We start from the raw sequence: 20,399 nt of genomic DNA, 5'->3' as shown, positions 1-20,399 counted from the left end.
CATATTTAAGGAGATATTTTGGACACTATTGTAATTTATTTTCTATTTTTGTATAAAGTTGACTAAAAATAGATTAAGTTGAATTTATTCAAGAGGATTGTAAGCAAACTTACCAACCAGCCTGAAGAAGAGGACAAACAGAGCCTGGAGAAGCTTGGGGATTCGCTGAAAAATGCGGATCTTGACTATAAGTTTGCGCAATTATTTACGCATTCAGGGGGATTTTTTAATTATTGTGCAGATGAAGCGGAGGCTCTACAAACTTTAAATCAAATTATCAAAATAGAAGGTATCCACAATCTTTTTTGCTGGGATAAAGAACTTCAGAACTTTTTGAACGTTGTGAAGTCTACCTATACTTCAGAACTACAGCCGTCTAATGACGCCGCATTCATCACCTGTGAATATCTGATCGCTTATGACGGCAGAATCATGCTTTCACATAATAATATTCTTCATTATCATTCTTCAAGGCTTCCCGATAGAATTATCATCATCGCCAATGTTTCTCAGATTGTAAACAATCTGAATGACGCTATGGGGAAAATAAAAAGGAACGGAAATATCAAGAACCTTACTTCCATAAGCGGAAGCCAGTCAAAAATGGACAGTTCTTCCAATTCCAATACAAAACTGTTTTTATTGCTGCTTGAAGATTAAGCAACCACTTCTAAATTTTAAATTTTGGACAAAAATCTCATTCAAAGAACCCTGTCAGGTATCGTTTATGTAGCTATCATTATTCTTTGTTCTACTCCGTTGGGAGCACAGCTGCTGAACAGTATTGCACCTGGTCTTATCAAGCAACAGTATCTTTATCATGGATTAATGAGCCTGCTGCTGATTGTAGGAACATGGGAATGTGTCAAAATCATGAAGTTTGGAAACGGCTATGAAAAATGGGTCGTATATCCATTGGTTATTTTTATATTCTACATGTTTTCCAAAAGATATTTTAATCACGATTTCTTTTTTGATTTCAGGCTTAGTGAAATACTGGCACTGGCACTTATCGGGATTGCTGTGGTTACTCTATTCAAATATCCCAACGAATTATACTTCGACAGTGGGAAACTTATTTTTACTGTTATTTATGTGGCTCTTCCGTTCAGTTTTGCATTAGGACTGCCCAAGTTCTCCACTTATAATGGAACCTTTTCTCTGGAAGTTCTGTTCCTGTTTATCCTGATCTGGAGTAGTGATACCTTTGCGTATCTGGTAGGAAAATTCTTCGGTAAACATAAAATGGCTCCTAAAATATCCCCTAAAAAAACATGGGAAGGGTATGCCGGAGGTGTTGTTTTAACATTGGTTTTATCCTACTTTATCGAACAGTATCAGCCTGAGCTGAGAGGAAACTGGATGGTAGTAGGATTTTTGATTGCTGCCTTTGCTCCTTTAGGAGATCTGGTGGAGAGTCAATTGAAGAGAAACTTCGGTGTAAAGGACAGTGGAAACATTATTCCCGGGCATGGAGGAGTTTTAGACAGACTGGATAGTTTTATTATCTGCGTTCCTGTCGTATATTTGTACTTTATTTTAGAAAAATTTATTTAGTCTCATGAAATTACATAGAGAATCCAAAGGAACAATTACCGTTGCAACCCTGCTTTTTATTATTCTGGGTGCTTTAGCAATTTATTTCCTTGAAATATGGTCACTGGTGATCATTATGCCTTTGCTGGTTATTTACGCTTTAGTCTTCTGGTTCTTCAGAGTTCCGGATCGTAATATTCTTGATCACAGAGAAAATGTTATTGCTCCGGTGGACGGAAAAGTAGTAATGATTAAAGAAGTGGAAGAGGATGAATTCATAAAAGGAAAAGCTATCCAGGTTTCTATTTTTATGTCTCCTCTCAATGTTCACATCTGCAGATATCCGGTTTCGGGAGAAGTGATTTACAAAAAATATCATCCCGGCAAATATCTGGTAGCATGGCATGAAAAGTCTTCTACAGAGAACGAAAGAACTACGGTAGCTGTGCAGACGATGACTAATCATAAAGTAGTTTTCAGACAGATCGCCGGATATGTTGCAAGAAGAATTGTTTTCTATTGTAATGAAGGCGATAAAGCAAAAGCCGGACATGAGTTCGGATTTATTAAATTCGGTTCCAGAATGGATGTATTCCTGCCTTTGGATACCGAGATTATCTGTAAAATCGGAGATATTACAAAAGGAGGTGAGGATGTAATCGCCAAATTGAAAGAAAATTAATATTCTTATCGTATATAAAATCAAAAGAGGGCTATAAAAGCTCTCTTTTTTATTTGGCAGAGTACCTCGATTGAGTGTTTTAAGTTTAAATTACGCATGAGTAATATTGCGTATCGGATGATGAATGCTTTTACGTTGAGATCAATAATTTTGCATGCTTAAAAACACAAGCTCATGCTTTTAAGTGATCTGAGGTAAATGCTTCTTAATTTATTGTCAAAAATGGTATTTCATTTGATAATTTTAATAAATTGTAACGAGAAACACCTTAATCATATCCTTTTTAATGCTGAAGAAGACTATACATTTCGTTTTGTAGATTTTTTATTTTGCATGAAAGGCTGTTAATATTGGGAAATTTATACTTTCAGGAGTACGAATGCCAACTTAAGCTTGTGAGAGCATAAAAAAACAACAAGATGATTTATAAGTTTTTCTTTAAGGTGATCAACGACGAAGCTGAGAATATGGATGATGATTTTGAAAGCAGTTATCTTCATCTTATTAACCGGTATTTGCTTTTATTGTTTTTCATATTCCTGTTTTATTCTATTTTTATTATTACTTTTTTCGGGGATATGCTGATCTCCATATTTCTTACTATTATTACATTTTTCTGGCTGTTTCTCATGGCTATCAAAGGAAAGACCAAACGGTTCAGAAAGGTTTTAAAACCTTCCATTATCGGAATATTTGTTTTACTCACATTTATCGTAAATTTTTTTAATATTTATACTTACAAAAACGCTGGAGTAGAGTACTTTTACTTTTGTCTTCTGTTTGCTGTTCCATTCTTTCTGAACTATAAAAAAGATTCTTTCGCCATCTTTTTCATTACTTTTATTATAAGTGTTAATTTTATTGCATGTCTGTATTTTGATTTTTCTTTTCTTCCAAAAAGCAGATTCATAGAAAAAGAAGATTTTAAAACAATAAAGCTGTTGAATATTTTATTTTCCGTGGCCTCTTTCCTTATGGATATTGTGTTTATTACCCAGAAAGATGCATTGATTCATGGATTGATTTCTGATAAAAAAGAAAAAGATTCTACGATCAAGGATCTGGTAAAAACCAACGCAGAACTCATGAAGCATCAGATGCTGATCAATCACCTGTCAGAAGAAAACATTCAGGAAATTTTAAATTTAGCGGAAAACAATTCGCCTATATTTTTTGAAAAATTCCAGGTGTTTTTCCCCCACTTTATTCCTGATATTTTAAAAATAAATCCTAACCTTATCCATTCTGAACTCTATTTCTGTGCGTTGATGAAGCTTGATTTTGATACCAAAAAAATCGCACAGTGTACCAATAACAGTATTCGGGCTGTAGAAAGTAAAAAGTACAGAATCCGGAAAAAGCTCAATATTTCCTCAGACATCAATATCAACAGCTTTCTGATTAAAATTTAAATAAAATTCCGGTTTTTATTACTCATACGTAGTGTTGAGTAGTGTCAGATGATATTTATTGAGTTTCTTGTCGATATTTTTACTTAAAAATACTGTGATGAATATTAAGAGCATTCATATTGGAAGTCTGATCAGGTCCAAAGTAGAAGAACATCAGATTTCAACAGAAAGGATTTCCCGATTTTTAAACAGGCCGGAAGACGAAGTAGAGAGGATGTATCATGCTAAAAGTATGGATACCGATGTTCTGTTGAAATGGTGTAAGCTTTTAAAATTCGATTTCTTTCGGTTCTATACAGGACATCTGATTTTGTATGCGCCGCAGTCAAGAATTGATCATGAATTCTGTCAAAACAAAAATACGCTTGTTTTCAGAAAAAGCATTTATACACAAGAGGTTAAAAATTTTATTCTTGATAAAATAGAAACCGGGACAATGACGGCCAAGGATGTTATGGAACGGTATAAAATACCCAAGACCACTTTATATAAATGGATGAAAAAAATATAAGATGATTCCTGATTACAAGCAGATTTATACCGATATTCTTGAAGAAAAGTTTCCTGAAAAATTACGGGATGCAGTCATAAGGCTTAAGCTGGAAACATTGCATTCAGCTTATGATATTCTGAAATTTAATCAGCTGATTTTTGGAGAGGCTGAATATGAAGTTGGCCTTAATAATCAGAAGCTCCGGTCCTATGATCGGGAATCTATTCTTCGAATTCTCAGTTATCAAAAAAGAAATGGACTGACCAATGTTCAGGTGAGTCATCATTTTAAGATAAGCCGAAATACCATTGCCAAATGGAAAACCATTTTTAAATCATAAAAAGTGTTGTATTCTGTTTAATCTAATTGTTTTATTTTTTTCTATTACATAAGAAAGAATTGATTTTATCCTGTTTTGATTTTATTTTTGAATATATGGTTGGGTTTTGTGTAATAACTCAACTTTTTTATTTGTGTCTGATGTTATGATAAGTTACTGGTGTTTTGTGAGTTTTACTACGCATGAGTAGTATTGCGTAGCGGAAATTAATCTGTAATCGTCTGTCGTTGATAATTTTGTGGAAGCTAAATGTCGTGGTTAAAATTTTTAATTATCAAACAATTATAACTTATACAATGATGGAAACAAAATTTACAATGCCTCCAATCAAATTGCTGCTCATAGCAATGCTCTTTGTTTTTGGAAAATCTTTTTCTCAGACCAATAATGGTGCAGTAGGGATTAATACTACAACGCCGAACTCCAATTCCGTTTTGGATGTTGTTTCAGGAAATAATAACAAAGGTGTACTTATTCCCCGATTAACTGAAGCGCAGCGAAATGCCATTACAATTAATCAGTCCAAAGATGACGGCCTGACTATTTACAACACCACAGAAGACTGTTTCAATTACTGGAGCCTTGCGGATAACGAATGGAAAAGTGTCTGCGGACAATTGGGTAAATCTGTTTTTACTATAGACTGTTCCACTTCAAAAGCAATGGGAAGCTATGTAAAAGGAAAAGAGCTTGCCAACTCCAATTATCTGAGCATTGCCGTGAATGTGACAAAACCCGGTAATTATATCATTTCCGGAACCACCGCAAACGGATACAACTTCTATGGAAGCGGAGTGTTTCTGAATACCGGAACACAAACGATACAGATTCCGGGACAGGGAACTCCCCAGAATATTCAGACAGATAATGTTGCTCTTGAAGCCAACGGAACTGAAGTAACTTGTACTCCAGCTATATCTATTACGGTGCTGAGCCCTGCAGGTACCTATACCATGAGCTGTGGAACTGCAACAGTAAATGGAGTATACAAAGTGGGGACAGCTCTAACAGCTTCGAATACAATTACCTTACCTGTGAACGTTTCGGCATTGGGAAGTTACACGATTACTACCAATACCGTTGACGGAATTTCCTTCAGTGGATCAGGTACATTTACGTCTACAGGAAATCAGAATATTACATTAGGAGGAACAGGAACACCAACCTCTACATCGGTGAAAACAATTACAATTACTTCCGACAGCCAGGGAGGAGTATCTACAACATGTTCTGTAAATGTAGTGGTTGTTATTCCTAAAAAAACGGTTCTCCATATCGGATTAGAAACAGCGTACGGTTATAGCGCCTATACCGGTCCCTCCAGAAGTCTGATGGATTCTCCCACAAATTTCGGTACCGCTGCTTCCAGTATTGTTAAATATGAAGGGTTTACCCATACTTCTTTAGGAAATTCCCCATCATCAACAGCCCTTCAGACAGCGCTTAATAATAAGCCGGATATTGTTGTCATTGGCTACAACTATACACCTAATGCTACAGATGCAGGGTATATTGCTTCCTACCTTAATAAAAAAGGAGTTGTCATTGCGATGACAGATGATACGGGTACTGCACAGAACCTGTTCAGAGGGATATTCTCTGATCCTACCATTTCAGCATCTTATGGAGGCGGTGCAGGTTCTGTGTATGCGCTTACCAATTCTGATGATCCTATCCTTAACGGACCATTTGGAGATGTAAGAGGGAAAAACTGGGGTGAAGATGCTTCTACCACAGTAAATATTTCAGGACTGACAAGTGGATTTGTTCCATACAGTTATGCACAGCCTATCAACAGTACAACTACCAGAACAGGAATTTCAGGACTAAGAAATACAAGTCTAAATTTTGTATGGTTTGGTGATGGCGGCTTTCTAAGTAATGAAAATGCTAATGGGAATCAGTATTCAAGTAATACCATTGAGCCTTTTGTAGCACCAAGCTCAGGAGGATATTTCCCGGTTCAGAAGTCTTCTTATGGCTATGCAGGAAATGGCTATACAACAGGAGGAATGCAGGTTCAGAATTCAATCCTCTTTGCGAATATGATTGCCTGGGCAATTAAGCAGGCAGAATTTAACGGAATAAACACACAATGATAAAAGGTTTTTAAAGATGACTGCGGCACGATTATTCGTGCCGCAGTTTTTTATTTTATATGTCTTTTAACTTCCTGTACAAGGTTTAATATGAATTCTACAGGAATATCCTCTTCCATATCAATAAGAAGGATTTTAAACTTCTTTCTGCCGTCCTGGATCAATTCAGGATAATCAAGCCGGTCACCATGATAAAAACTTAGGTAATGTTTTTTATATTTTTTGCTGTAATAGAAATAGCACAGCATTTTCTTTTTGTATTTGATAAACGGAAGCCCGAAACTGAATGTTTCTGTAATATTTTCCGGATCTGAAGCTAAGATCGTATCACGCAAAAATAAAAGAGTACTTCTTTCAGGCTCTTCGATTCTGTAGAAATACTCTTGTATAGGGTTCATTTTAATTCAGTTAAAGATTAGTCGAAGTTTTGAAGTTCGACAAGCTTGTGATACATTCCTCTTTTTGCGATCAGATCGTGGTGAGTTCCCTGTTCCACGATATCACCTTTTTCCATTACTACAATCCAGTCTGCTTTCTGAATGGTTGAAAGACGGTGGGCAATCACTAAAGAAGTTCTGTTTTCCATCATTTTCTCCAGCGCATCCTGTACAAATCTTTCAGATTCCGTATCCAGTGCCGAGGTTGCTTCATCCAGAATCATGATAGGTGGGTTTTTCAATACCGCTCTGGCAATAGAAACCCTTTGTTTCTGACCTCCGGAAAGTTTACCTCCGTCATCTCCGATATTGGAATCATATCCTTCAGGGAGTGTGGTGATAAATGCGTCTGCATTGGCAATTTTAGCGGCTGCAATCACTTCTTCTCTGGTGGCATCAGGTTTACCCATCAGAATATTATTGTAAACGGAATCATTGAATAATACTGATTCCTGGGTTACCATGCCCAATAGCTTACGGTATTCCTGTAATTTTAAATGTTTGATATCTGTTCCGTCAATCAGAATTTCTCCTTCCGAAACATCATAAAATCTTGCTAAAAGATTGGCAATCGTTGTTTTACCACTTCCACTTTGCCCAACAAGAGCAACCGTTTTCCCTTTTGGAATAGAAAGGGAGAAGTTTTTAAGAATCGTATGATCTTTATCGTAATAAAAACCAATATTATTAAATTCGATAGAATGATTTAATGTGGAAATAGAAACAGGATTGGGTACTTCATCAATTTTCACATCGGCATCCAGAATGGCTAAAACTCTTTCAAGAGAAGCTTCACCCTTCTGTACATTCGAAATAGATTGAGATAAACTTTTCACAGGAGGTAAAATCTGGAAGAAAATACCCAGGAAAACCAAGAAATCAGCAGGTGAAATACTTTGCTCTACAATAATTTGTTTTCCACCGTACCAGGCGATAATTAAGAACGTCACCGATCCTAAAAATTCGCTCATAGGCGATGCCAGTTCCTTTTTTCTACCTAAATTTATTGAACTGTTGATCCATTTCTGCATAGACTGCATAAAACGGTTGTCCATTATTTTTTCTGCACTGAAAATCTTAATCACCTTTGTAGATTTTAGTGTTTCATCTACAATCGAGAAAATATTTCCCATCTCATTTTGAGCCTGGTGAGAATCTTTTTTCAGGCTTTTTCCTATTAAAGCAATCATGGTTCCCATGACAGGCAATACTAAAAGAGAAAAAAGCGTCATTTCTGTACTTAAAAAGAAAAGCGTAACCAATGTACTGATCAGCATGAAAGGTGCATTGATTAATTCAACTAAACTTCCTAAAATATTACCTTCAACTTCACCCACGTCATTGGACATACGGGACATCAGATCTCCCTTTCTGCTTTCTGTAAAAAAGGAAACAGGTAAAGCAAGAATCTTTCTGTACATTGCTCCACGAAGGTCTTTGGTAACCCCTACACGATAATTGATCAGTAAAAATGAACCTAAATATCTGAAAAGGTTTCTCAGCAAAAACATAAAAGCTGTTACTACACACAACCACGCCAAAACGTTAAGTGCTCCATATTGGGTTACTAAACTCTGAACATAATAATTGGCATATTCTTTTGCGTAGGAGAAAAAATCTAAAATTTCTCCCGAATACACCGGGGGATGGCTGTATTTTTTAGCCTCAATGGTTCCGAAAAGCATTCCCAGAACAGGTAGAATAGTCCCTAACGAAGCAATCTGAAATACAGAATACATAAGATTGAAAAACAAACTTCCGTAGATGTATTTTTGGTGAGGTCTTGCGAACTTTAGTATTTTAATATATTGGTTCATTCAATGAAAAAATTGGATAGCAAAATTACGTAAAATTAAAAGATAAGACGTTCTTAATCCTGTTTTACTTTACCGGATAAGTTTCAAAAAGAGTCTTTTTGTTACAACTCAGCGCTATGAAGCTTTATTTTTTTGAATAAAATAAACCTGAATAGGGCTTAAGAAGGGAGGTCGTAAGGTATTGCTGTTTAATAAAAAAAACCGCTGAAACAGCAGTTTTTTATTATTTCACTTAAAATTTCACCTGGTCATTATACTTAGGAGCAAAATTTTTAGGACTCAGTTTATCCAGTGTTTTACCCAAATTATTGATGATCTGCGTCATATTATCAAAATCTACAACGTTGATGTCATCATTTTCATGGTGATAATGAGACGCTTTGGTCATATCCACCGTAGAAAATGAATGGGCAATGATTTTCTTTTTGACAAAGCTTACATTGTCTGAACGGTAGAATAGCTGCTGTTTTGCATAGGGATCCGCATTGATTTTTAATCCGTTTACTGCATTTTGATTGAAAAGCTCATCAAGATCAGAGAATCCGTCTCCTGTCATATATAATGCATTTTTTCCCCATTGAGATTCTGTAGCAACCATTTCAAAATTGAAAAGGGCTGTCATTTTATTATAAATGTGATCCAGATTTTTATCGGTGGAAATCGCTCTTGAACCCAGCATTCCTTTTTCTTCTCCATTGAATGCCATGAACACCATAGAGAATTCAGGTTTTTTGTTTTTAAAATAATCGGCGATACCTACCAGAGTTGTGATTCCGCTCGCGTCATCATCTGCTCCGTTATAAATATTGTCTCCGCTTTTATCACTGGTCCCGATATGGTCAAAATGTCCTGAGAAGCCCAGATACTGATCGGATTTTCCTTTTTTGATTCCGCAAACATTGTATACGGTCTTTCCGTTGTAGTCAAAAGGAACCATATAAGATTTTCCGGTACAGTATTCCAGATTATTTTCTTTGAAAAGTTTAGCAATATAATTGGCCGCATTTTCATTTTCCTGAGTTCCGATTTCACGGCCTTTCATTTCATCTGAAGCGAGAGTGGAAAGAACTGTTTTTACTCTTTCCTTGGAAACTTCCTGTGCAAAAGTAAATATGGAGAATAGTGATAAAGTAAGATACGTTAGCTTTTTCATTGTCTTTTGTTAAAATTATATGATCTGTCGTGTTTTTAATCAAAAAGTTGCAATGAATTTACATAATTTAATTTAAGAATGAATGACAAATAAAAAAAACAGCTCCTGAAAAGAAGCTGTTCTCACTCAAAAAATCGTTGTAAGGCTATCGAAGTCTGTCTACAGATTTTACGAGCCTCTCATCTTTACGGATGTAAATGTTTGCTATAAGCAGACAGATCACCGCAATCAATGGGAAAATCGGCTCAATACCCTTCTCAGGAAAATGAATTCCTCCGGATAAGTTTAGTAACCAGTACGCCAATACACCAATCAACAAAGCGTTTATAATGATGCTGATGGTATTCAGCAAAATTTGTCTTTTTCTGTTTTTGAAACTAAAAATACTTAATGCTCCGATAATAACAAGTACTATACAGCCTATATTAAGTAAAGGAATACTGTCTGAAATGACAACATCCTGTCCTGTTATAAAAAGGAAAACAGCAGCTAAAACTGCTAATAAAGTCCATATTGTTTGTATTCTCTGTAGCATTGAATATTAAATTCTTGGCAAAAATAATATAAATTTTGCACAATTCAAAAATAAGTGTAGATTTGCATTATACAATGTACTTGAAAACAAAAGTCACCGGACTTACTTTTCTTACTCACAATTAATTACATTTTTACATTAAATATGTTTAACATAGAAACGTTAAGGTCAAAATCCGTAACGGAACTGACTAAAATCTTAAAAGATTTGGGCGTTAAAGTTGCAAGAAACAGCAATGAAAATGACAAGATCTTTGCTATTCTTGACTTTCAGGCTTCTAACCCTAAAGTTGCAAAAGATTATTTCAACGCCACAGAAACCGCCAGTGTAAATACTGAAGAGGCTCCAGCAGAAAAACCTGCCAAAGCCCCGGCAAAAAAAGCTGCCCCGAAAAAAACAGCAGCCAAGCCAAAAGCACCAGCAAAAGCTCCGGTAGAACCTAAAACAGAGGAAATAGTAGAAGAAAAGGTAGCTGCATCTGAAGAAGTAAAACCGGAAGAACCAAAAGCTGAAACCGCTGCAGCAACAGTAACAGAAGAATCAGCAGCAACTGCCCAGGCAAAAAAGAAAAGAAAAAGAGTTTCTACCAATGCAGCTAACGCAGAAGTATCTCAGGAAAGAACTGAAACTCCAAAAAACACAGAACCTCAAGAGCCTGTTCAGGCTGAAGAAAAGCCTAACAATCCTCAACAACCACAGGCTAACAGACCCCAAAAAGGACACAACCATCCACAGAACAGTGGAAACCAACATAAAAATCAAAACCAACAACATCAACAGCACCAAAACCAAAATCAGAATCAAAACAGACATTCTGAAAAGGCAGAGGAGCAGAACGACCATAAAAAAGAATTTAATTTCGATGGATTGGTAAGTATTGAAGGTGTTTTGGAAATCTTACCGGATAACTACGGATTTCTACGTTCTTCAGATTTCAGCTATATCTCTTCTCCTGATGATGTGTATGTTTCTACAGCTCAAATCAGAAATTTTGGTTTAAAAACAGGAGATACAGTAAAAGGAATTGTAAGACTTCCGAAAGAAGGTGAGAAATACTTTTCATTATTAAGACCTACAGAAGTTAACGGACGTGATCTTGCATTTATTAAAGACCGTGTTGCTTTTGAATATCTTACTCCGCTTTTTCCTGAAGAGAAATTCAACCTTGCAGGAAGCGGTTCTACAGTATCCACAAGAATTGTAGATTTATTCGCACCTATCGGAAAGGGGCAGAGAGCAATGATCGTTGCACAGCCTAAAACCGGTAAGACGATGTTGCTTAAAGATATTGCTAATTCTATTGCAGCCAACCACCCGGAAGTATATATGATGGTTCTTCTGATTGACGAACGTCCGGAGGAAGTTACTGATATGGAAAGAAGCGTAAATGCAGAAGTAATTGCTTCTACATTTGATGAAGCTGCTGAAAAACATGTAAAAGTTGCCAATCTTGTTCTTGCAAAAGCACAAAGAATGGTAGAGTGCGGACATGATGTAGTCATCTTGCTGGATTCTATCACCAGATTGGCAAGAGCATATAACACGGTAACTCCGGCATCTGGAAAAGTACTTTCCGGTGGGGTAGATGCCAATGCACTTCACAAGCCGAAAAGATTCTTCGGAGCTGCAAGAAAGATTGAAGGTGGAGGATCTCTTACAATCATTGCAACAGCATTGATTGATACAGGATCCAAGATGGATGAAGTAATCTTTGAAGAATTCAAAGGTACAGGTAACATGGAACTTCAGCTAGACAGAAAAATTGCCAACAGAAGAATTTATCCTGCTATTGATCTTGTAGCATCAAGTACCCGTAGAGATGATCTTCTTCTTGATGAAGTAACTTCACAGAGAATGTGGATTCTTAGAAAATATCTTTCCGAGATGAACCCTGTAGAAGCGATGGAATTTGTAGATAAAAACATCAAAGGAACCCTGAATAATGAAGAGTTCCTGATGTCTATGAATAAATAATAAGTTAAATTGTTAATAGGCCGGGCTTCTATACTTTGAAATAAGGATGTAATAAATCCTCAAATTTATAGAAGCCTGGTTTTTTATTGATCAGATGTTCGGCAGCGAATAAAGCTCCGTTACCAAAGGCATCTCTTGAAATAGACTCGTGAATAAGCCTTACCGTCTGGAATGGAAAACCGAAAATAACCTCATGTTTTCCTACAATTCCACCGGCTCGGATCGTATTTATCTTCTCATCTTTCAAATCCAGAACATCTGCAATACGGATAGCTGTTCCTGAAATTCCCTGTTTATCTTTAAAATGCTCTTCCACTATTTCAATATCTACAGAAGGAGCAATCTTTTTTAAGAACTGAGCGGCATAAAGCAGATAATTAATACCCAAAGTAATATTAGGTGACCAGAATACAATGGCTTTCTGAGCCAGTTTATTCAGGAAACGCACTTCCTTATCTGAATAATGTGAAATAGCGGATATGATTCTTACTTTCTTCTGTGCGGCAGATTCTCCGTAAGTATAAATTCCATCTTGTGATGAAAAGTCGATAATGGCATCTACGGGATGCTCTTCTAGTAATTCTTCCACACTCATTTTTTTCTCTGAATAAAAATGACCGGGATCATCACTTTCCACCCCAAGAAAATCTGCGGCATCTCTGGCAGACGATCTGCTTGATTTTCTGTAGATCCATTGCAGAGAATGATCTTTGTTTTGAAGAATAACTGAGGCTACAGCTTTTCCTGCTTTTCCGAATCCAAAAAGTCCAATTTTCATAATAATAAGTATATAAGGTTAAATATTCAGTGATAAAAGTGTTTTTGTATAAAAATTTACTTCATATTGTGGAAGTTACGAAATTGAAAATAAACGATGCTTTGAATAGGATATAAGGCTTCACAATGAAGAGTTTTTTTGATGAGATTAAAAATATTTAAAATTTAATTCATTCTAAATCAATATATCAATGTTAAAGATTTATTAAAGTAATCCGCAATCCTTGATAATACCTTAAATATTGGCTAATTTTGAAATATAACATTAAAAATAAAGATTATGTCATTTGAATTACCAAAACTAGGATATGCATACGATGCATTAGAGCCAACGATCGATGCAAGAACTATGGAGATCCACCATACAAAACACCACCAGGCATATATTGACAATTTAAATAAAGCCATTGAAGGAACTGAACTAGCAGGAAAAACTATTGAAGAGATCTGCCAGACAGGAACTGATAAGCCAGCAGTAAGAAATAACGGAGGAGGTCATTTCAACCACTCTTTATTCTGGGAAATTTTAACACCTGGAGGAAGCAAAGAGCCTGTAGGAAATGTAAAAGCTGCTATTGAAAACTACGGAGGTCTTGATAAATTCAAAACTGATTTTTCTGAGGCTGCTAAAACAAGATTTGGTTCAGGATGGGCTTGGTTGGTAAAAAATGCTGACGGTTCTGTATCTGTTTCTTCTACACCCAACCAGGATAACCCATTAATGCCTGTAGCAGACGTTAAAGGAACTCCGGTTTTAGGATTAGATGTTTGGGAGCACGCTTATTATTTAAACTACCAAAACAGAAGACCTGACTATGTTTCTGCATTCTTTGATGTAGTAAACTGGGATAAAGTAGAGGAATTATTCAATAAATAATTTTCAGTTATTATAAAAATTAAAAGGAGACTGTCTCAAAAGGTAGACCAATACTCTGAGAATTTCTTAAATGACAAAATTTGTCAGACAAGAAGTTTTAGAGAAAGGTGCTTTTTAGACAGTCTCCTTTATCCTTTAATTTAAGAATAGATTGTCTTTTTTAAATTTTTCGTTAATAACCTTTGGGTCTGCTAATTGGACACTATTCCCCATATACATTTTAGCTTTTCCGGCAGGATCTGCATAAAAATCGGTTCTTTCTTTAATGAAATTTGCTTTTGTTGTTTCAATAAAGTTTTTTGGTAAAGTTATAATCAAGTTTTGTTTCTTAATACCAATCAAACTAAATGTAAAATACGAGTTTAAATCATATACTTCAACAATCAGCCCTGGAAGGCCTTTAAATCGGAATGGACCATCATTCGATGGAATATCAGACGTAAACCAAGCAATAAACTTTCTGTTGTCTAATGTACAAACTGCTTTTTGGCAATTAAATTCACCTATTTTCTTTTTCTCGTTTTCTATTGTCCAGTTTATTGTTTCGGCGGGATATCCGTAAAACTTATTGACAATTTTATCAAGTATTTTGATTTTTTTATCTACACTATAAAATACTTCATGATTTACCCTTGCTTGTGGCATGGCGGCAAAGTTTATAGAGTAATTCCCTTTCGCAAAATTGCTTTGTACGATTGAATCTCTACGCATTTTTGAGAAGCTTTTATAGATAGATTCTTTACCATCTGAAAGTAGTACCATCGTTTCGTCAAATTTTCGGCCTTTATCTAAGGAATCACGCATGAATGTATATTTATAATAAAATGCAGTATGTGATTTCACTTCTTGTGCCTGAATGAAACTTGTAATACTAATAATAAGCATTAATACTATTTTTTTCATTTTTTACTTAATTATAAACTCAGATAGTTTATTTACTATCTGAGTTATTTTTTTTATTACTGATGGCAGTTAATTTGTTCAACGGCTTCTGCATCGCTCATTAAACACTCGGTCCCCCATTCGCTACACCATGTTGTGTATGAATTAAGCCCGCAAGATGTTTGAACAAAAACCTGTATACACCCAAATGCTTTTACTTTGTTTTCCTTTTCTCTGATTTCTGTAACCTTGAAATTACTATTTAACATTAACATGCTTTTAGCATTTATTAATCCTGCAGCTCCGAAAGCTGCTAATAAAATAATTTTTTTCATAATGAGTTTTTTAATTCGGTACTAAAATATAAAATAAATCAAATTGTTTGTGAATTATTTTTTTATTTTAAGTGTCTGTTTTTTAGTTGTTTTCGCATCGTTTAAAAAGGATTGTATTTTTACTACGAAAATTCGGAATACTATTAAGAAATACTTTCTGTTGAGTATTTCAATGGAATTTTAACAGCATTCCTATAAAAAAGGTTCAGCATTACGCTGAACCTTTTTTATTAAGGATTATTTAAAATCTATCTTATCGCATCGCTTCCGGATAACCCGTTCAGTCTTAGCTTATACTTCCAGTTTACATACACGAAAACCTGATACAATTTATACTCAAACTTGATTCCGTAATTTTCCTTAGGATCATAATCGATTCCGGATTCAATAATATTTCTGTATCTGCCGGAATGATAATAGCTGTTCCACTCATTGACCAAAAATGTGTTTTTTGTCTTCAGATAAGATTCTGTATACTGGCTGATAGGTTTGGCGACAGCACTCAGGAAATAATCAAATTGGGTGTCAATGACCGTAAGTTCCCATTCTCCGTCTTCATTTTTTGAAGGCTTCATTTCATGTTGCTCTTGATCTTTCTTTGGTGTTTCCTGAGAAAAACAGCTGAAGGGTACCCATGCAATTATTACTAATAAAATAATATTTTTCATGATATAGGTATTTATATAAAAAAAGCACTCCAATAAGAGTGCCTAACTGTTTTATGGTTCTTTCTGAAGAACTACAAATGCCGGGAAGTGGTCACTGTAGCCTCCTGTAAACTGGTCTCCATTCCATGATCTGAAGGGGTATCCTTTGTAATTTCCTTCTTTATTGACAAGGTAAGCAGGAGCGAAAATTTCTGTTTTGTAAACGGAATATTCTTTAGTTACCTGATCTGAAACCACATTTTTAGAAACGATAATCTGATCAAATAAGTTGGGAGCATCCTGATAAGCTAAAGAAGCAACACCTTTCTTATATAAAGGATACATCAGATTTAGATAAGGAGTTTCCCCGCTTAAATCTTTTGGATTGGCCTGAGCCTTTAAATGGTTTTTTAAACTTGGACTTACAGGATCATCGTTAAAGTCACCCATAGCAAAAAGCTTTGTTGTCGGATCTGCGGTTCTTACGCTGTCCATCTGTTGTTTTAACAATGCAGCAGCTGCATTTCTTTTAGGCAGAGAAATGGCTTCACCTCCTCTTCTTGAAGGCCAGTGGTTCATAAAAAATGCTACTTTTTCATTATCTAAAAAACCTGTTACGACAAGGATGTCCCTTGTATATTCTCTTTTTCCGTTGTCACCGTAAATGACCAGTTCTTTTTTTAATGAATTGGTAGGAGTGAACCTTCTTTTCTGATAGATCAATGCAACGTCAATTCCTCTGTAGTCATAAGAGTTGTAATGAATAATTCCGTAGTCATATTTCTTTAAGGCAGGTTCGTTCACAAGATCCTGAATGACCTGTCTGTTTTCAACCTCGATTAAGCCTACTACTGCCGGAGCTGTTTTGGTATATTGTGCTCCCATTTCAGAAATTACCTTAGCTTCGTTGGCCAGTTTTGCCTTATAAATTTTAGTTCCGTAGTTCTTTGCACTTTTCGGGGTAAATTCTTCAGAGCCACTTTGTATTCTTACTGCTTTTTTACCTTTTAATGCACCATCGCTCCATGGCCCGTCATATTTTTCAGCTTCCAGAAACTGGATTGAATCCATAGGAATACTTCTGTGGAAAGCAGGATTCTTAATGTCTTTGGTTCCATCTATATAATCTGCTGAACGAATAGTATCCCAAAGGTTTTCTACATTTAAAAACCCTACGGTTGCTACTTTTCTCAGTTTTCCTTGTTGTTGGGAGAATGCCACGATCGAAATAAACAGGGCAAACAGACTCGAAAATCTCTTCATCTCTTTGGAGTTTTATTATACTATTAATTACAAATTTACTTTTTTTTAACTCGCTGCGTTTTAAATATTTGTAAATTTAAAAGCAGTAATTTGAGTCTCTCTTTTATAATGATTCTTAAAAGATTGCAATGTTAAGGAAAAAATACGTTAAAAAAGTTCTGAATTGCAAAATTTGATTAAATTTGTGCCCCCAACTTTTAAACTGTTGAAAATTAACAATAAAAGTATTAAAAAAATAAATATACTCATGATTAAAAAATTATCATTGATCTCTTTATTTACTTTGCTGCCTGCGTCCTATTATTATGCGCAGACCACTGTGTTTGCGTATCTTAAGGATGCAGACGGCAAGCCAGTTGAGCAGGCAAATGTAGATCTAAAAGGAGCAGGAAATGATGCAAAGGCAGACAAAATCGGATATTTCCAATTTAAAGATTTGATGCCCGGACATTATCAGATTATGGTTACAAAACCCAACTTTGAAACTAAAATTTTTGAATTTGACGTAACCAGTGATGAGAAAAGAAAAGATCTTGGAGTAATTACTCTTTATTCTGCATTGAATGGTGCAGATCAAGGGTTGGCTATTATAGAAGATTCCGGAGAAAGTGATGGTGGTGGTGCACAGCAAACAGCAACAGTAGGATTATTACAGTCATCTCAGGATGTTTTCAGCAGAATTGCAAGTTTTGATTTAGGACCTTACTGGTTCCGTCCAAGAGGAATTGATAGCAGAACAGGTGAGAATATGATCAATGGGGTTTCTATGGCCGCAGCAGATAATGGAGATGTAGACTTCAGTACCTGGGGAGGATTGAACGAAATTACCCGTTATCCGGAAATTTCAGCTAACCATGCACCTTCAGAATATGCTTTCGGAGGAACTACCGGAGTATTTTATAAGAATACAAAAGCCAGCGAGTACAGAAAAGGAAGTCAGCTGACTTACTCTCTGACGAACAGAAATTATACCAACAGATTATCCTACAGATTTTCATCCGGAATGAATAAGAACGGATGGGCATTTACAGGAATGATCGCGAGAAGGTGGGCACAGGAAGGGATCCAGGATGGTACTGCTTATGATGCATACAGTGGATATATTGGTATTGAGAAGAAATTCAGCGATAGTCATACGATGACTTTAAATGCCATTGGATCTAAATATGCAAGAAGCTCTTCAAGTCCAAGTACTCAGGAAGTATATGACTTCAGAGGTGTTCATTATAACTCTTACTGGGGATGGCAAAACGGAGATAAAAGAAATGAAAGAGTAAAAAGAGGTTTCCAGCCTATGATCCAATTGCAGGATTTCTGGAAAATTAATAAAAACTCTCAGCTTTGGACGTCTGTTTCTTACCAGTTTGGGAAAGAGTATAGCTCAAGATTGGATTGGTACAGAGCTAATAACCCGTCTCCAACCTATTACCGTAATCTGCCAAGCTATTGGTTAAACTATAAAAATCCGTCTCCTGAGCAGGCTGCCAACATCGGAATTACAAGAGACTGGTGGACCAATGATGATGAATCGCACACACAGATCAACTGGGATAATCTTTATAATGCGAACAGAAACGTAGAATACAATGCGTTACTAGGCGGCAGAAGAGCGGCTTATTATCTTGTGGATGACGTAAAAGATGATAAAGTATGGAATGTGTCTACCCACTATACGTATAATTTCACTGATACTTCCCGTTTTATTTTAAATTTATCTTATCAGAACTACAGATCTGAACAATATAGAGAGGTGAATGATCTATTAGGAGCTGATTTTGCCCTGAATATGGATCCATTTGCATCCAATACCAATGCAGGAAGTGTCTGGGGAAAATTTAATACAAGAGAAAGCGATACGGATGTTGCCAAAAAAGAAGGTGACAAAATCGGATACAGCTATATTTTCAGAAGGCAGGAATTCAAAATAAACCCCGCTTTCAAATTCTCAACAGGAAAATTTGATGTTTTTATTTCCGGATTGTTCGGTTATACTACGAACAGCAGAGAAGGATTGTTCCAACATTATCTTTATGAGTCTTCTTACGGAAAAGGAGCAGGCCAAAACTTCTGGAATGCTGGTGTTAAAGGACAGGTTACCTATAAAATCAACGGGAGAAACTTCCTGGTTTATAACGGAGCTTACTTTTCACAATCTCCTTTCTTAAATGATATTTACTTTAATACAAGAGTAAGTGGTGTTACCACTCCCGGAATCAAAAATGTTGTTGTTGATGCCAACGATCTGAGCTATGTAATCTCTACTCCGATTCTTAAACTTAGACTGACAGGTTACCTTGTTAATACACAAAATGAAACAAGCGTACAAAGATATTTCGCACAGGGTGTTAAATTAACGACTTTAACTGAAAGTGGAGAACAGGCTCCAATTCAGGATGGTGCTTTCATTACACAGGTATTGGCAGGAGCCAATAAGAGAAATATGGGTATTGAGCTTGGGGCGCAGGTAAAGGTAACTCCTACTTTAACAGCTAGTGGATTATTAAGCGTAGGACAATATACTTATACGAACAACCCTACCGTTTATTTTGCCTCTGATGCCGTTGGAACTTTCAGAGAGCTTGACGGAAACGGAAATATCGTATCAAGATCTTATACCAATATGGGGGAAGCAACCCTTAAAAACTACAGACAGGGTGGAACTCCTCAGGAGGCATATACACTAGGTCTTCGTTACAGCAGCCCTAAATACTGGTGGCTTGGAGCAACATGGAACTACTTCGGACATTCATTCCTGGATCCATCTCCGGTAACCAGAACAGAAAGATTCTATACCAACCCAAATACACCTGGTGTACCTTCAGATAATGTCACTGAAGAGGAGCTGGCAAGAGTCCTTACGCCTACAAAATTACCTTCAGCATTCTTCTTCAATGTGAATGCAGGGAAGTCCTGGATGATTGGTAAGTATTATGTATTGGTGTCTGCATCGGTCAATAACATCCTTAACAACAGAAACTTTATTACCGGTGGATTTGAGCAGACGAGAAACGTTAATTATACTGACTATGCTAATGATTATGACAGCGGAAATATGGTATTCGCTCCTAAATATTGGTATAATCAGGGTAGATCTTATTTTGTTAACCTTCAATTCAGATTCTAAACAACTAAAATTAAAA

The 20,399-nt window shown here is 36.0% G+C and carries 19 protein-coding genes; 10 read left to right on the top strand and 9 right to left on the bottom strand.

Annotated features, from left to right (window positions below):
* Positions 1–78 precede the first annotated feature (78 nt).
* The 7 genes from RAH34_RS13305 (at position 79) to RAH34_RS13275 (ending at position 6,562) form a co-directional block, all read left to right on the top strand.
* Entirely contained in the window at positions 79–660 is a 582-nt protein-coding gene (locus RAH34_RS13305; RefSeq protein WP_165790439.1) for an LUD domain-containing protein, read from the top strand.
* A gap of 24 nt (positions 661–684) precedes the next feature.
* Complete coding sequence (locus RAH34_RS13300) at positions 685–1,557, top strand: phosphatidate cytidylyltransferase (RefSeq protein ID WP_114819802.1); 873 nt, start codon at positions 685–687, stop codon at positions 1,555–1,557.
* Positions 1,558–1,561: 4 nt separating this feature from the next.
* Complete coding sequence (locus RAH34_RS13295; protein ID WP_306596452.1) at positions 1,562–2,218, top strand: phosphatidylserine decarboxylase family protein; 657 nt, start codon at positions 1,562–1,564, stop codon at positions 2,216–2,218.
* A gap of 419 nt (positions 2,219–2,637) precedes the next feature.
* Positions 2,638–3,630 carry a Two component regulator three Y domain-containing protein gene (locus RAH34_RS13290; RefSeq protein WP_306596451.1) on the top strand — a complete coding sequence of 331 codons (993 nt, stop codon included), beginning with the start codon at positions 2,638–2,640 and terminating at the stop codon, positions 3,628–3,630.
* Positions 3,631–3,727: 97 nt separating this feature from the next.
* Positions 3,728–4,141: a transposase gene (locus RAH34_RS13285; RefSeq protein ID WP_306596450.1), complete on the top strand. Its 414-nt coding sequence runs from the start codon at positions 3,728–3,730 to the stop codon at positions 4,139–4,141.
* Between the two features lies 1 nt (position 4,142).
* On the top strand, positions 4,143–4,463 hold the full coding sequence (locus tag RAH34_RS13280; RefSeq protein WP_306596449.1) for a helix-turn-helix domain-containing protein: 321 nt from the start codon (positions 4,143–4,145) through the stop codon (positions 4,461–4,463).
* A gap of 296 nt (positions 4,464–4,759) precedes the next feature.
* The gene (locus RAH34_RS13275) at positions 4,760–6,562 is read left to right on the top strand and encodes a hypothetical protein (RefSeq protein ID WP_306596448.1); all 1,803 of its coding nucleotides are present in this window, start codon (positions 4,760–4,762) and stop codon (positions 6,560–6,562) included.
* 50 nt (positions 6,563–6,612) lie between these two features.
* Here the strand turns inward: RAH34_RS13275 and RAH34_RS13270 are convergent, their stop codons facing one another.
* The 4 genes from RAH34_RS13270 to RAH34_RS13255 form a co-directional block, all read right to left on the bottom strand.
* The gene (locus tag RAH34_RS13270) at positions 6,613–6,960 is read right to left on the bottom strand and encodes a DUF1801 domain-containing protein (RefSeq protein ID WP_110008386.1); all 348 of its coding nucleotides are present in this window, start codon (positions 6,958–6,960) and stop codon (positions 6,613–6,615) included.
* Between the two features lie 17 nt (positions 6,961–6,977).
* Positions 6,978–8,816, bottom strand: a complete 1,839-nt coding sequence (locus tag RAH34_RS13265; RefSeq protein WP_114819809.1) for an ABC transporter ATP-binding protein — start codon at positions 8,814–8,816, stop codon at positions 6,978–6,980.
* Positions 8,817–9,048: 232 nt separating this feature from the next.
* Positions 9,049–9,969: a M28 family peptidase gene (locus RAH34_RS13260; protein WP_306596447.1), complete on the bottom strand. Its 921-nt coding sequence runs from the start codon at positions 9,967–9,969 to the stop codon at positions 9,049–9,051.
* A 145-nt stretch (positions 9,970–10,114) separates the two neighbouring features.
* On the bottom strand, positions 10,115–10,504 hold the full coding sequence (locus RAH34_RS13255; RefSeq protein WP_114819810.1) for a DUF4293 family protein: 390 nt from the start codon (positions 10,502–10,504) through the stop codon (positions 10,115–10,117).
* Positions 10,505–10,648: 144 nt separating this feature from the next.
* On the opposite strand from RAH34_RS13255, the gene rho reads away from it, so the two are divergent.
* Positions 10,649–12,478, top strand: coding sequence for a transcription termination factor Rho (gene rho, locus RAH34_RS13250; RefSeq protein WP_306596446.1), 1,830 nt, complete (start codon positions 10,649–10,651; stop codon positions 12,476–12,478).
* A 28-nt stretch (positions 12,479–12,506) separates the two neighbouring features.
* Here rho and RAH34_RS13245 read toward each other — a convergent pair whose 3' ends face one another.
* Positions 12,507–13,256, bottom strand: a complete 750-nt coding sequence (locus RAH34_RS13245) for a 4-hydroxy-tetrahydrodipicolinate reductase (protein ID WP_306596445.1) — start codon at positions 13,254–13,256, stop codon at positions 12,507–12,509.
* 279 nt (positions 13,257–13,535) lie between these two features.
* Here RAH34_RS13245 and RAH34_RS13240 point away from each other — a divergent pair, with 279 nt between their 5' ends.
* On the top strand, positions 13,536–14,132 hold the full coding sequence (locus tag RAH34_RS13240) for a superoxide dismutase (RefSeq protein WP_047427203.1): 597 nt from the start codon (positions 13,536–13,538) through the stop codon (positions 14,130–14,132).
* A gap of 135 nt (positions 14,133–14,267) precedes the next feature.
* Here the strand turns inward: RAH34_RS13240 and RAH34_RS13235 are convergent, their stop codons facing one another.
* The 4 genes from RAH34_RS13235 to RAH34_RS13220 form a co-directional block, all read right to left on the bottom strand.
* A complete protein-coding gene (locus RAH34_RS13235; RefSeq protein ID WP_306596444.1) occupies positions 14,268–15,035 on the bottom strand; it encodes a GLPGLI family protein in 768 nt (255 codons plus the stop codon).
* A gap of 56 nt (positions 15,036–15,091) precedes the next feature.
* Complete coding sequence (locus RAH34_RS13230; RefSeq protein WP_306596443.1) at positions 15,092–15,349, bottom strand: hypothetical protein; 258 nt, start codon at positions 15,347–15,349, stop codon at positions 15,092–15,094.
* A gap of 248 nt (positions 15,350–15,597) precedes the next feature.
* The gene (locus RAH34_RS13225; protein ID WP_306596442.1) at positions 15,598–16,017 is read right to left on the bottom strand and encodes a DUF6146 family protein; all 420 of its coding nucleotides are present in this window, start codon (positions 16,015–16,017) and stop codon (positions 15,598–15,600) included.
* Between the two features lie 51 nt (positions 16,018–16,068).
* Complete coding sequence (locus RAH34_RS13220) at positions 16,069–17,259, bottom strand: endonuclease (protein WP_306596441.1); 1,191 nt, start codon at positions 17,257–17,259, stop codon at positions 16,069–16,071.
* A gap of 247 nt (positions 17,260–17,506) precedes the next feature.
* Here RAH34_RS13220 and RAH34_RS13215 point away from each other — a divergent pair, with 247 nt between their 5' ends.
* A complete protein-coding gene (locus RAH34_RS13215) occupies positions 17,507–20,383 on the top strand; it encodes a carboxypeptidase-like regulatory domain-containing protein (RefSeq protein WP_306596440.1) in 2,877 nt (958 codons plus the stop codon).
* Positions 20,384–20,399: the final 16 nt, after the last annotated feature.

Source organism: Chryseobacterium sp. WLY505 (assembly GCF_030846215.1).
In the GTDB taxonomy this organism is placed as follows: domain Bacteria; phylum Bacteroidota; class Bacteroidia; order Flavobacteriales; family Weeksellaceae; genus Chryseobacterium.
Note: the sequence above shows the minus strand (reverse complement) of the source record. Positions and strands in the feature narration are given on the sequence as shown.